We start from the raw sequence: 14,503 nt of genomic DNA, 5'->3' as shown, positions 1-14,503 counted from the left end.
ATTTCAATTTTCAAATCAATACAATCCAGTTTTATGCGTCTCTGCCTCATTGGGTGAGGAGTATCAAGTGATTTAAGTTTCCCCTTTGAGTGAAAAGGAGCAGGGGGGAGATTTGTAAGGAAGCCGGTTGAGTATCGCGTACGGCTTTAGAGTGACAAAAAATGGGTAGGTGGGAGCCTACCCATTCAATAGTCTAAAATCCATAAGAATCTAGATCAATACGAGAGGGAGATTATAGATGAAAAACGCGATAAATGCAACGGTCGATAAAAATACTTGGGCGCGACCTAAAATCCAGCCCAGTGGAACAGCACAAAACCGCAACAGTGATGACATTGCTTTATGGAATGAGCTTGTGGATGCGGTCAGAGCTTTGGGGCAAATGAATGATTGGTCGAAAGCAGAGGTGGCGCGGCGCATAGGGATGCCGGATGGGACGTTTTCGCAATGGTATGCGGGCAGTTATGCGGGGCAATTGGGTAAGCAGAATGCGAAGGTTCAACAATGGGTTGAGGTTTTAAAAGAAACGGCGGGGTTTTTGGAGAAGATCCCTGAAAAGCCAGCCTTTCAGAGGAATCGTATTGCCAGTGAGATCATTGACACTTTAACACTGGCGCAAAGTACTGGTGATATGGTGATGATTACGCTTGATGCAGGTAGTGGCAAGACGGAAACCTGCCGCCATTATCGTGCAACGCGCCCGCATGTTTATTTGGTGACAGCAAGCCCGCATACGCGCAGTGTTCATGGTATTTTGAATGATATGGCGGCAGAATTGGAAGTGGTGGAATATAATCCCACCCGCTTAACGCGTGCGATTGGTAAAAAATTAGAGCGGGTGGGTTCAGGCACGCTGTTGATTGTTGATGAGGCGCAAAATTTAACGGATGAAGCAATTAATCAGTTGCGCCATTTTGTTGATATTAATGGCACAGGGTTAGCTTTGGTTGGAAATGATGAGATCTCTGGGCGTTTGGTTCATCGTCAAAATGGTCCCTCTTATGCGCAAATTAAAAGCCGTTTGGCGATGCACCTGAAACGCCGCAAACCCTATAGTGAAGATATTGCCGCCCGTATCCATGATTGGGGGATTGAAGATGTTGGTGCGATAAAGTTTCTGACAGGGATTGGCTTAAAGGCTGGTGCTTTGCGGCAAATTGACAAAACCATGATGTTGGCACGCATGGCAGCGCTTGGGGATGGATGTGAGGTAACACTGAAACATGTCAAAGCGGCATGGAAAAACCGTGACGTGGAGGAATTGGCATGATCCCTTTATGCGACAAAGAATTATCCAATACGCTTGTTGGTCTTTATGACGATTATCAACGCGGTTTTGAGATTGGAGAACAGCTTAAACTCTGTGTGGATTTAGCGTTATCGCTTGAATTGGAATTGAGTATTCACCGCTTAAGCGAAGCAGAGGCGATTTTGGAGGGCCAAGCTGTGGAAGCTTTGCCACGTTGCAAAGTTTCTCATTCGAAGAGGGATGAGACAGGAACAGTTATTCATATGGATTTTGGAGGCGGAAAATGATGGAACGGAACCCTTATATGGTGAGAGATTGCTTGGTTGCTTTGCGCTCTGCCTTGTTAAAACATGAAGTAGAAGGTGTTTTTCTGAGTGCGAAAGATGTTCGAGAATTGAATGATTATTTGCGCCGCTTGGCGGGCTATAACCACATTTTAGGGCATGAACTTTTGCGCCTTTGTGGCAAAAGCGCCTCGATGCGTAAAGAACTCAAAGAACAAACAAGTGAACATTTTGATGGTAAAACTGTTGGCGAGATTGTGGAAACCTTAGCCAAACGCCATGGCTATCAAGCAAAGATAAGCCCCCAGTTCACTCAACAAACTCTCCCTTATGTGATTCGTACGGATCAATCGGCTGTTGATTTTTTAACGCGCCTTGCTGAGCGCATGCAGGCACGTTTTTTCATCAAAGACAATAAGTTTTTATTTTTAAGTGGAGAGAACTTATCGGCATTAGCAATCCATAAGCATGACTGTTCGAGCTGGGAATTTACTTTTGAGCCGCGTACGCAATATGGCACCATTGAAGCCTGTTATTTTGATCGTTCACAAGGGCAACAATGGCAAGTCAAACATCAGACAGGTTTTACCGGTCCCGTACGCCGTCTGCGTTGTTGCTACACTTGTAAGGAAGAGGCACTGGCTGCTGCCGCCTCAGAATCAGACCGGCTGTGTCGTGCTGTGGGCAGTGGCTCTTTGTCCCTTGAAGGGCGCCCCGAAATCATGGCGGATCAACCGCTGCTTCTTCAAGGGTTCCGCAGTGAAATCGATGGACCATGGAAAGCCCAAAGCGTCACCCATCGCTATGAGAAACAAAGCGGATACACCACAGAAATCACTCTAGAAGCACCAGACAAGGGAAAAGAGCCATGGAAAAAGTCAACTTCGTAGAATGCTGGGAAACAGAAAATCAAAGGGGTGATTTGCCTGCTTCTTTTCGTCAACTTTCCCATAATATTGAAGCTGAACAGGCATTACTTGGAGCAATCCTGATTAATAATGATGATTCGATCGTGTTTCAGACTTTCTCAAAGCAGAGCATTTTTTTGAAACTCTACATCAAAAGATCTTTGAGATTGTCTTACAAATTATTCAAAAGGGTCATCTTGCAAACCCAATTACACTTAAGCCCTATATCCAAATGGAAGAAAAAATTGGAGATATTACTGTATACCAGTATGTTGTTCGCTTAGCCACAGAGGCAGTCACTATTATTAACGCTGAAGATTATGGACGTGTTATTTATGATCTTTTTATCCGCCGGTCTTTGATTAATCTTGGCAATGAAGTTGCCAATACAGCTTTTGATGCGCCTCTAGAACTTACACCTTCCCAACAAATTGAAACGATTGAAAATCAGTTATTTGAGCTCGCCGAAAAAGGGAAATATGGAGGTGGATTTGAAAACTTTGATACAGCCATTGCAAAAGCACTTAACATGGCAAGCGCTGCAAAAAAGCGTACCTCACAGCTTTCTGGGATCGCTACCCATATCAAAACCCTTGATGAAAAAATGGGGGGCTACAGCTATCCGATTTGATTATCATAGCTGGTCGCCCTGGGATGGGGAAAACCTCTCTGGCGACCAATATTGCTTTTAATATTGCTAATGCTTGCAAGCGTCATGATAACAGCCAAGCCAATGAAGGGGGCATTGTAGGTTTCTTCTCACTTGAAATGTCATCTGAACAGCTTGCAACTCGTATTATCTCAGAACAAATAAAGGTTTCTTCTTCTGATATGCGTCGTGGTAATATCTCAGAAAAGCAATTTACCAACATCATTTACGCAATGCGTTCCTTACAAAAAATCCCTCTTTATATTGATCAAACGGGTGGTGTATCCCTTGCACAATTGGCTGCCCGTGCAAGGCGTCTTAAACGACAACATGGTCTAGATGTCTTGATTATCGATTATATCCAACTCATGACAAGCGGTTCAAAGCGTTCATTAGAAAATCGCGTTCAAGAAATTACAGCTATTACCACCGGATTAAAAGCACTGGCAAAAGAACTCAATATTCCCATCATTGCTCTGTCACAACTTTCGCGTCAAGTTGAAAACCGAACCGATAAACGTCCACAACTCTCCGATTTACGTGAGTCTGGTTCAATCGAGCAAGATGCCGACATTGTTCTGTTCGTTTATCGTGAAGAATATTATCTCAAAAATGAAGAACCCAAAGAAGGCACTCCTGAGTATAGCAAATGGCAAGAGGCGATGGAGCAAGCCAAGGGTAAAGCTGAGGTTATTATAGCAAAACAACGCCATGGTCCCACAGGAATCGTCTCCCTTGCATTTCAATCCGACTTTACACGCTTTAGTGATCTGGAAAAATAGGAGAAGAAAAAAGACTCATGAAAGGGGCTTTAAATGATCTTTGAAAGGTCTTTGAAGACCCTTTGAGAACACCTTTAAAACTCTTTGAGAAAAAATAAATTGGTACAAAACCTGCTGTCAAAATATACAAAACCTAGTGGCAAGCTACAAAGCTACAGCTACACTGAGATTGGCTGGGGAACCTGGATTCGAACCAAGATTGACGGAGTCAGAGTCCGCTGTTCTACCATTAAACTATTCCCCAGTGAGCAGATTTCGTCACTTTTAGCAGATTTTGCACAGCACGCAAGTTTAAAAAAGAATTTTAGTTGTTCTTCATAATAAGAGGAACTCATTGATAATAAAGGGCGATTGGTACACCATGGATTGTTTGGATCTGAATGTCTATGTCATAAATGTCTTTAAGAATTTCTGGTTGCATAATTTCTTGTGGTGTTCCACAATAAGCTGCTTTACCATTTTTCAATGCAACGATCATATCCGAATAGGATGATGCAAAATTGATATCATGCATGACAATGAGAATGGTTTTTTTGAGCTCATCTGCTGTGCGACGTAATTGCTTCATCATGGAAACGGAATGTTTCATGTCAAGATTGTTCAATGGTTCGTCTAACAGAAGGTAATCGGTATCTTGACAGATGACCATCGCGATAAAAGCTCTTTGACGCTGTCCACCAGACAGTTCATCTAAAAAGCGATTTTTTAAATCTTGTAAACCGAGATATCGGAGTGCGCTGTCAATATATTGTTTATCTTCGTTGTTATACCAACCTTTAGAGTAAGGATAGCGTCCAAAACTGACTAAATCGTATACGGTTAGGCGAAAGGATAAAGGATTATCTTGACGCAGGATTGAAAGTTTTTGTGCCAAAATATCGTGGGGCATTGTATCAATATCAAAACCGTCGATGTTAATTGTGCCTTTATTACTTGGTAAAAGACGTCTTATCATCATTAAAAGAGTTGATTTTCCAGAACCATTGGGGCCAATGAGAGAAATAATTCCTCCTTTTGGAAGATGAAGAGATAAATTATCAATAATCAATCTAGCTCCATAAGATTTGGAGAGATGATTGATTTCAATCATTTTAGTTTTCCCTTCATCAGTAAAATTAAAAAAGTGGTTCCACCACAAAATTCAATAATAAAACTCAAGCGTCCGGCCATATTGAAAATTTGCTCTAGAATAAATTGTCCACCAACCAAACAGATAATAGATAATAATATCGCAATTGGAACAACAACACTATGTTTTGCTTGTGGAGAAAGTTCATAAGAAAGGTTAGCAACTAATAGCCCAAAGAAGGTAACAGGTCCTACAAGTGATGTGGAAATGGATACGAGAATGGAAACAAAAATAAGAATAGCTGTAACGCTTTTATGGTAATCAACTCCAAGATTGAGAGCGTTCTCGCGTCCGAGTGCAAGAATATCAAGCAGATAACGTGAACGCCAGGCAATCAGACTTACAATGAAGACAATAATTGTGGCAAAGCTTATTAATGACGTATTGAATTTATTAAAGTTTGCAAACATAATGTCCGTTAAATTCATCATTTGGTCTGGATTCAATTGTAACTGCATGAACATGCGTAAACTGAAAAAAAAGCCACCTAAAACAACTCCAATCAAGAGGGTTAAATGAAGCCCTTTGAGGCTCCCTGAAAATAGCCAGCGAAAAAGGCTTATTGAAAAGATAATGAGAATAAAAGCCTCAAGAACGAATTGTCCTTCTGCATTTAAAAAAGGCAAGGAAAGAGAGCCAAGAAAATAAATCGTGATGGTTTTTATTAAAATATAAAGTTGATCAAACCCCATAATAGAAGGCGTAAGAAGACGATTATTGACGATTGTTTGAAATAAAACGGTAGAAACGCTCATTGTATAGGCAATGAGAAGAAGAGAAACAAGTTTGGTTAGACGGAATGTCCACGTATAAATGTTGATATTCCACGTCATATAAAGACTGATTACGATGCATGCACTTACGATAAGCGTTGTCAGTACAAGCGTTGTTGCTTTCTTTTTATCCAAAACGCTTTCTCCAGCGTAAAAGCAGAATAATAAAGATAAAGCTCCCAATAACTCCCATCATAGTACTGATGGGGATTTCAAGAGAAGGATGAATTATTCGTCCTAAGATGTCACAGATTAATACCAGTCCTGCACCATTGATTGCTACCCAAGGAGCGGTATGGCGCATATTATCGCCCATGAAATTGGAAACAATGTTTGGAATAATAAGTCCAACGAAAGGAACGCGCCCGATTGTACAGACTACAACGGCGGTGATTAATGAGACAATAAAAAGACCCAAAAACATAACGTTACGATAATTAAGTCCAAGATTATTGGTTAAGTTTTCTCCCAGACCGGCTACTGTAAAGCGATCAGCGGTGAAATAGGCAAGGGTACACAGGGGAAGAGATAACCACAAGAGCTCGTATTTTCCATCAAGAATCATTGCAAAACTACCAAATAAATAGGCTTGAAGAGAGGGAAGAAGCATTTCATGATCAGCAATAGCATTGGTTAAGGAGCCAATGACATACCCCAACATAATTCCTGTGAGTGGCACAATAAGAGCAGATTTTAGAGGAATCTGGCGTAATAAAAGCATAAAAAGGAGTGCGCCAGCCATAGCAAAAATTGTAGTGATGAGCATTTTTCCTAAAACAGGTATATTGGGTAGGAAAATCATGACAAAAAGAATTCCAAGAGAGGCGGATTCAACGGTTCCTGCTGTTGATGGTTCCACAAAACGATTGCGTGCAAGCAATTGCATAATCATGCCCGAGAGTGCAAGTGCTGGTCCTACTAAAAGCACTGCAACTGTACGAGGAAGACGTGTTTGCCAGAAGATAAGCCAAGCATGTGGATCACCTGATAATAGATCAGAGGGTGTGACATCAGAATAACCAACAAAAATGCTGAAGATAGATAGCAAGGAGAGAATTATTATGGCTATCCAATAATTTTTCACGTTAAATTATTTCCTAACGAAAAAAGAGCAGAGGTTTTTTATAAACAACTTCTGCTCTTAAAACTTTATTTTATGATTGATTTTATGACAAGTAAATTATTTTTTTGCTTATTTGCTCTTTGTAAAGGCATTGTTGAGTTGTTGAGCTGTTTCATTAAGCCCAGTCAGACCACCACTTGCTCTATACCAGCTCCAAGAATCCAGATAAATAATTTGGTTTTGTTTTCCAGCTTTTGTGCGTTGAACAAGTTCATTGTCGAGCAATTGTGCTGCGGATTGTCCTTCTCGGCCAATTGCTGCATCGCGGTCAATGACCAATAACCAGTCAGGATTGGTTTCTAGAATAAATTCAGGGGAAATAAGTTGTCCATGCTTTTGCACGGTTAGTTTATCGGTTGCGGGAGCAATTCCAAATGTTGAATGGAAAATATCAAAACGTGAATGAGGACCCAAGGCGCTTATCTTTCCGCCAGAAGTCATAAGTATAAGCCCTGTACCTTTCCCTTGAGTGTTTTTACGAACTTCTGCTAAATTTTCTTTGAGTTTTGCAATTTGCTCTTCAGCTTCCTTTTCTTTACCAAAGATTTTTCCAAGAGTAGACACATTACGTTCAATATCTTTAAGAGAGTTTTCATTCCCTACTGTTAGGTCAATAGTTGGAGCTATTTTAGACAAATCTTCATATTTTGCTTGAGTACGCGAGGAAATGATAATGAGATCGGGTTGAATGGCGGCAATTTTTTCATAATTAGGTTCAAAAAGTGTACCAATTTTTTCGTATTTTGCATCATCAAATTGTTGCAAATACATCGGTTTTTTTCCTTCAGGAACACCGACAACTGCTTCGATTCCAAGGCGGTTCATATTATCAAGCGATGCAAGGTCAAACACGATAACTTTTCGCGGAGAGGTGGAAACAGTCGTGGTACCTGAAACGTGATTAATGGTCACATTTGCTGCATTTGCATTTGTCAATAAAAAGGTTGCAAAGCTCATTGCAACAACAAATACATAAGTTACCCATTTCAAATATTTGATCATCATTTTATCCTTTACTTTAATTACAAAGGTTTACTCAGTTAAAAACCTAATTTAGGCATTTTTATGCACAATATGATAAATTCATAAAAAACATTATGTTGTAAAGCTGTCTAACATATGTTAAAAATCGATCGATTACCTCATTTTTACTCAATTCTAGTGCTTTTGCAATCTAGTCCTTTTATCAAGTATATTTAGAAAGTTGGATATATGATTAACGTATTTAAAAATCGTACACATTTATGTGCTGTTACAACAAGCCTTTTCTTCTTTTTACAAGGTATGGATGTTTGTATGGGGGAAGGGGCTAATGCTGTGGCTGTTGTTTCCTCATGTGATAATCTCACTGGAACAGAAACCACTTCCCCTTATTCCTGTAATGATGGTACAAGGCACACCATCCCAGAAGGGTATACTTTTAAAATTAAAGAGAGTGGTGAGAGTGCTTTGAGTGTAGGAGTTGTGCAGGTTGATGGTGTTAGCGTTAGTGGGAGAAGTAATGTTTCGGCACAAACGGCAGAGACAATAGTTGAAGGAAAAGGTGTGACCGTCATTCTGGGATCTCCTAATAAGTCTGTTTCTGTTAATGAAAGGCTGAGCGATGATGAAGAGCTGAGCGATGATGAAGAGCTGAGCGATGATGAAGAGCTGAGCGATGATGAAGAGCTAGGCGGTGATTCAGTGAGTATCAACAATGTGCCTGCTGTAATTGTAGGAAAGGGCGGAACGATTGTTTTAGGAAATTCAGTTTCAGGCAAAACGTCAACCATTCAGTCTTTTTCTAATGGGCTTGAGTCATATCTAGGTGGGGTGATCGAAATGTATGGTGGGACAGTTGATGCTGCTGGCATAGGTGCTTTTGCTGATACAGGGTCAATTATTTATTTAAAGGGTACAAGTATTAAAACAGGAAATGAGGGGAAGATTGGGTTGTTGAGTGAGGGGGGTCAAATAGTTATGCATTCTGGTTCGATACAGTTTAAAAGTGGTGTGGGGATTGTTTCAGAAGATGGGGGGCGTGTTAAGTTAAGCAATGTTGCCGTTACTGGGACAAGGGGAGAGGTTGTTACTGCGGAAAGCAGCGAGAAAGAGAGTATATCTTCGTCTCCCGCTCATAATGCAGCTTTTTCGGTAGTCAGAGGGGGGGCTGTTGAATTATCTAATGGGGTTGTTCATGTTACTGGTTTCGATGGTCTGTTGCTTTACAGTTCTGATGAGAGGAATTTTCTTGTGGAAAAGCCACTTCCTCCTCGTCGGGTAGCTAGGTCAACTGGTTTGTTTGGTGGTTGGCTAGGTTCCTTATCACCATTTCAATGGGGTTCTAGTGGGGGTGAAGTTGCCGGAGGTGCTCAAGAAAAGGAGCAGCTTTCTAGTGCTGATCAGAGTCGTTCTGAGCAACTTGTAAGTGACCCTTCTACCGGTCATGGAGTTGGAAGCTCTTCAGATGGTGCAGATGCTCTCCGAACTGATTCACAAGCTGGTTCAGTTGAGGGTTCTTCTCAAGGTGATAGAAATACTCCTTCTAGTGGGGGCGGTGAAACTGTTACTTTACGTTCAGGCGGTGATGCAATTAATCTTCAAGCAACAGAGGATGATGATTCTCAGGTGGATGCAGAGAACGATTGTCTAGATAGTCCTCTAGATAGTCTTCTAGATAGTTCTCTAGATAGTTCTCTAGATGGTCCTATTATCCATTCCTGGAGTTCTGCATATGTTAGTGATGTATACCCCAGTAATTTCAATGATCTTCGCTTTCCTTTTTTTGACAATTACGTCACTTTAAATCAATTTAGCATTAATCGAGCCAGAATCGAGAATTCAATTTTTACAGTAAATGGTGAAGGATCTAAGGGTATATATTTTTCCAAGCTTGAAATTGAAAATGGAGAGCAAGCGGCAGGTTCGATAAGACCAGTAAATATTGTGCAGAAAGAAAATATTACACAACAGCCAGCGTTTACTACGCGACAGCCAGCGTTTGTCTTTTTGGAAAGCGTTAGTTTTACAGTTCCTAAAGGTGTAGGTATTTATAGTAGTAATTCTAGTGGTTATGTTTTTTTGAAAGATGGCACAACTCTTTTTGGTGATTTACTATTAAAATCTGAAAATAAATCTGATATAATGGTAATTGCTGACCGTTCTGTCCTGGTAGGTGGTGCTCGTGTTGCAGAAAATTCTCGTGCTGAGGTTATGTTATCGGATAGGTCAGAGTGGCTTTTAACAAAAAGTCTTCATGGAGATGGGGAGGCTTCTGGTTCAGGTTCTTTAAATTCTTCTATTTCCTCTATTTCTTCTCTAAATCTTAAGGATAGTACAGTTAGATTTTTGTTTCCAGAATCTCAAAGATCTGACGATTACCAATATCAAACACTCCGTATTGGAGCTGGATCTGGAGATGAAAAGGTCTACAGTGCAAGTGGTGATTCTTGGATTCATTTCAATGTGAAGCTTAGTTCTAAAGGTACGGAAGGTGTTGCTAATGTGAGTCAAATGACTGATCGGCTTTTGATTCGCGGTAATGTTTCTGGGATAACAAAGGTGCATGTGCATGATCTTTCAGAAAATAAAGATGTAGAAGGAAACGGTAGTTCAAGAAATGCTCCTCAGAGTATTTCCATGATTCAGGTTTACGGAAAAGCAAGAGAGGATTCTTTCAAGTTAAATGGTGAGTATATTACATTGGGAGGTTCCCCTTATAAGTATGTTCTTCGTGCTTATCCATATACTCCTCCACAGGCAGTGTTTTTTGATGCAACATTGCTTAAAGATAGTAAAGAGTTTTGGGATTTTCGTTTAGAAGATAGCGAATTTGTTTATGGTCCTTTTATATCTTGGTATAATGCTGTTGATAGCGCATATAAGGAACCTCCTAAGAATTATTTGTTGTCTGCTTCAGAGAATTATTTGTTGTCTGCTTCAAAGAGTTATTTTTTGTCTGCTTCAGAATATCAGGAGTCTTTTCAATTTGCGGAAGCTGAAGATACAGGATCTGATCTAGTTTTTTCACCTGACAATTCTGGACCGAGAGGGCGTGTTCTCATTACGTCACCTGCGAGATCTGAATCATCTGAATCTATAGTTTTTGCTTCTTCCTCTAGTGCACCTTTTTCTGTATCTAACAGCTCACCTGTTCTAACTGATGTACCTTTAGAACGTATATTCTCAGCTGCATCCCCACAACTTGCTGTTTCGGATGGTGAACAAGCTGTTAGTTTTGCGTGTAATGATACGGGAAAAGTGGCAAGAGATAGTGCGAGTGAATTGGTTGCTTCTTATTCGTGTAATGATGGTAAATCACATACGATAAAAGATCATACACTAAGGGTAAGTGATAACACTAAGCATTCTGTGCATGCAAATAGCAAGGGTACAATTCTTAATGTGGAGGGAGTGATTATCATTGGTGCTGTTGCTGAGCACGCGAATAACGTTGGTCTTACTCAGTTATTGCCTGTGAGTGCTGTGCTTGCAGAAGACAATGCAGAGATTGTTTTGAGCAAGCAGTCAACTATTCAGTCTTCTCGGATTGGGCTTGAAGCTAAAAGAGGTGGAAAGGTTAAAATGACAGATGGGACGATCAATGCTCATTATGCCGGTGTTCTGGTAGGTCCTGATTCTTCTGTTGATTTAGCTAGTACCACAATTAGTTTGAGTGGAGATTCGGCTATTGCTGGCCTGGCTAGTAACGGTGGTAAGATAAAAATGGATTCTGGATCTATTAGCCTCACAGATGGAGTGGCCGTTAGATCGGAATTGGAAGGGCATGTTGCATTAGACAAAGTTAATATTACTGCAAAAAAAGAACAGACTGGGTCAAATCCTGCACAAGTCGCTGGGCGTGCCGCTTTCTTATTGAGGGACCGTGGTTCTGTTGATTTCGCCAATGGGAATGTTGTTACTGATGGCAATGGTTTATGGATGAGAGATGTTGGTGAGAACGTTGAGGTAGGGTCGTCCAGGAGAAAGAGATCTTCAGACGTTCGTCTTCGTCCTTCTCTGAATCGCGCTAATATCGAATCTTCTACTGTTAAAGTGGATGGTGACAGATCCTACGGTATATATTTTGATGGTATGGCCCAACAACCAGTAGATGGACAGAATCAGGATAGGAATGGGAAACCTGTTAGGCAAACAAGGAATGTTAAGCCAAGTGCTTTAGCGCAATTGGAGAAAACATCTATGACAGGGATGGTTTCATTGAAAAAAACTAATTTCGAAGTCTCAAAGAATGTAGCTATTTACGGTAATAATTCTAGAGGTCTTGTTTCTGTAGAAAAGAAAACACATCTCTCTGGTGATTTATTATTGAGATCTGAAAATAATTCTGATTTATCAGTTTTTGTTGATGACTCTTTAATTGCAGGTGGTGCTTTCATTGATAGCAGTTCTCATGCAAAAATTGATTTGTCCAATGGAGCACAATGGCTTTTAACAAAACGCGGACATGAGCATCAATCAGTCTCAACTTCTGATTGGAGTATTTCATCTATGCGTTTAGCAAATAGTAGCCTTCAATTTGTAAAGGCGCCGAACGAGGACCAATACCAGACTCTTCGCATTGGGAAAGGAAATGGCGTTGTCTACAGTGCTTCTGGTAATGCTTCGATTTACTTAAATGCGCGTTTAAATCCTAGAGATTTGAGTGGCAATCAAGTAACCGATAGGCTCTTAATTCATGGCGATGTTTTTGGAAAAACTGTAGTGCATGTGCAAGGTGTTTCTGGAGGTGTAGGAGAAAAAAATGGAAGTGATAAAACAGCACATAGTGTTTCCATTATTCAGGTCTACGGAAAAGCAGAAAAAGATTCTTTCCAACTGAGTGGTGATTATGTTGCGTTAGAAAATTCTCCTTACAAATATACTCTTCGTTCTTACGCTCCAAAAGCCACTTTGACTGGAGACCATTCTAATCAGAAGTTTATGAAGGATGGTGGAGAATTCTGGAATTTCCGCTTAGAAAATCAATATGTTGAAGTGACTGATTCTGCGTATACTTCTACTGTCTCTAAAAGTAGATCGCCTGTGCGCACAGCTGTCAGATCAGTTGTACCGCAAGTTCCGACTTATCTGCTCTTGCCAAATAGCTTTTTCCAAGCTGGTTTGATGGATGTCAGCAATCAAAATAAGCAATTGGAGACACTGCGGGCCACTTCCAGTGGAATGTTGGAAGTTCATGAAAACCCTGCTTTATTCTTGCACGGCTATGGTAGCAATTACCGTTATGCCTCAGATCTGTCTGCACTTGAATATGGTTACGGAGGTGATCTTGGTTATAACGCTGTAGAAGCAGGTGTTTTGTTGCAAACAATTGAAAGTATGTACGGTACTATGTCCTTTGGGGTTATGGGAACTTATGGTAAACTTTCTTTGCAACCCGTGGATGTTGAACTTAGTCAAGAAAGTACATTTGATAAATGGGCAGCCACGGCATATGGTAGTATGCAGCATGACACAGGCTTTTATGTAGATGGTCTTTTCTCCTATGGTCTGTTGAAAGGTGATGTTCTTACCCTTGCGCGTGACAAGACAGCAACATTAAAGAGCAAACCTTTGAGCGTTTCCTTGACTGGTGGTCAGTCATTTGCAATGGGCTATGAAGGTTTAATTTTTGATCCACAAGTTCAGGTCGTTTATCAGCAACTCCAGTTTGATCAGGCTCGTGATATTGATAACTTTGATATTGAGATGGGAGGGCTTGATCAGTGGGTGGCGCGTGTTGGTGGACGTTTGACCAAAGCTCGGACTGGATCAGAGGGAGTCAATGCTATTTCCTTCTATGGTAAGCTTTATGTTTCTCATGGTTTTGGAAAAAAACAAACAGTGCATTTCAAAGATGCTTTCCAGTTAGGTACTTTTGGTTCTTCGCTAGAAGGTGGAATAGGCTTTAATGCTCAGTTGTCTCCAAAGTTTGTCCTTCATGGCGATCTTTCTTATCAGCATAAGCTTACCAAAGCAGGTTTCTCTGGAACCAGTTTTTCTGGCGGATTGCGCTATCAGTTCTAGTATAAGGTACAATATGTACTTTGATGTAAAAGGCAGCACATTGTGCTGCCTTTTTGATTTATAGCTATGTTGATTTATCAAAAGATTCTCGCATTGTTCTTATTTGATATGAACACAAAAGTTATCGTATTCTTTCTTTTTATTTTGTGTGTGAAAGCAGCTGATAAGCGGATCATTTCCTTTTATGCTAAAGGAAATTTTTAAAAATTTTGGTGATCATAATACGGATACAGTAATCGATTTTGTTCTTGGAAATTTTAATGGTGGGGGAGGCCAGTGTTCGTGTATAATATCTTAAAATGTTCTACTTTATGGTGATCTGATTTATCTGCCATATGTTTAATGCTTACTAAAGCTCAGTTTTCTAGAATTGTTTTTTTACTAATTTAGGCATTTTTTTTCTTATATTTTTGTCAATTTTTTAATGATTGAAATAATGGGTTGTGTATTTAATTAATACACGCATTGGTTTTATTTTTGCTTTACACGAAATGCAGAATGTATTATACACGTAAAAGTTGCGTTAAATAATTGTTTCGCTTTTAGGTGGTCGTCGTGTTGCGCATAGATCTCCAGACAAGCTTATTTGGATAATTCATCA

The 14,503-nt window shown here is 40.2% G+C and carries 8 protein-coding genes, 1 tRNA gene and 1 pseudogene; 5 read left to right on the top strand and 5 right to left on the bottom strand.

Annotated elements, in window-relative coordinates:
- Positions 1-238: 238 nt before the first annotated feature.
- From MCQ_RS06035 to MCQ_RS06020, 4 genes and pseudogenes are all read left to right on the top strand, one after another.
- Positions 239-1,270 carry an AAA family ATPase gene (locus tag MCQ_RS06035; protein WP_006924178.1) on the top strand — a complete coding sequence of 344 codons (1,032 nt, stop codon included), beginning with the start codon at positions 239-241 and terminating at the stop codon, positions 1,268-1,270.
- Positions 1,267-1,536 carry a hypothetical protein gene (locus MCQ_RS06030; protein ID WP_006924177.1) on the top strand — a complete coding sequence of 90 codons (270 nt, stop codon included), beginning with the start codon at positions 1,267-1,269 and terminating at the stop codon, positions 1,534-1,536. The genes MCQ_RS06035 and MCQ_RS06030 overlap by 4 nt, the downstream gene beginning before the upstream one ends.
- The gene (locus MCQ_RS06025; protein WP_006924176.1) at positions 1,533-2,423 is read left to right on the top strand and encodes a phage late control D family protein; all 891 of its coding nucleotides are present in this window, start codon (positions 1,533-1,535) and stop codon (positions 2,421-2,423) included. Before MCQ_RS06030 ends, MCQ_RS06025 begins: the two co-directional genes overlap by 4 nt.
- Positions 2,402-3,872, top strand: a pseudogene (locus tag MCQ_RS06020) (replicative DNA helicase). The gene MCQ_RS06025 and the pseudogene MCQ_RS06020 overlap by 22 nt, the downstream one beginning before the upstream one ends.
- A gap of 170 nt (positions 3,873-4,042) precedes the next feature.
- Here the strand turns inward: MCQ_RS06020 and MCQ_RS06015 are convergent.
- From MCQ_RS06015 to MCQ_RS05995, 5 genes are all read right to left on the bottom strand, one after another.
- Positions 4,043-4,116 (bottom strand) — tRNA-Gln (locus MCQ_RS06015).
- Positions 4,117-4,203: 87 nt separating this feature from the next.
- Entirely contained in the window at positions 4,204-4,962 is a 759-nt protein-coding gene (locus MCQ_RS06010; protein ID WP_006924173.1) for an iron ABC transporter ATP-binding protein, read from the bottom strand.
- Positions 4,959-5,909 carry an iron chelate uptake ABC transporter family permease subunit gene (locus MCQ_RS06005; RefSeq protein ID WP_006924172.1) on the bottom strand — a complete coding sequence of 317 codons (951 nt, stop codon included), beginning with the start codon at positions 5,907-5,909 and terminating at the stop codon, positions 4,959-4,961. The genes MCQ_RS06010 and MCQ_RS06005 overlap by 4 nt, the downstream gene beginning before the upstream one ends.
- Positions 5,902-6,858: an ABC transporter permease gene (locus MCQ_RS06000; RefSeq protein ID WP_006924171.1), complete on the bottom strand. Its 957-nt coding sequence runs from the start codon at positions 6,856-6,858 to the stop codon at positions 5,902-5,904. The genes MCQ_RS06005 and MCQ_RS06000 overlap by 8 nt, the downstream gene beginning before the upstream one ends.
- Positions 6,859-6,966: 108 nt before the next feature.
- A complete protein-coding gene (locus MCQ_RS05995; protein WP_006924170.1) occupies positions 6,967-7,899 on the bottom strand; it encodes a siderophore ABC transporter substrate-binding protein in 933 nt (310 codons plus the stop codon).
- Between the two features lie 210 nt (positions 7,900-8,109).
- Between MCQ_RS05995 and MCQ_RS05990 the strand changes: the two genes are divergently transcribed.
- On the top strand, positions 8,110-13,902 hold the full coding sequence (locus tag MCQ_RS05990) for an autotransporter outer membrane beta-barrel domain-containing protein (protein ID WP_006924169.1): 5,793 nt from the start codon (positions 8,110-8,112) through the stop codon (positions 13,900-13,902).
- Positions 13,903-14,503: the final 601 nt, after the last annotated feature.

The sequence above is a fragment of the Candidatus Bartonella washoeensis Sb944nv genome (genome assembly GCF_000278135.1).
In the GTDB taxonomy this organism is placed as follows: Bacteria; Pseudomonadota; Alphaproteobacteria; order Rhizobiales; family Rhizobiaceae; genus Bartonella; species Bartonella washoeensis.
The sequence above is the reverse complement of the archived record's forward strand: the minus strand, read 5'-3'. Positions and strand labels throughout refer to the sequence as shown.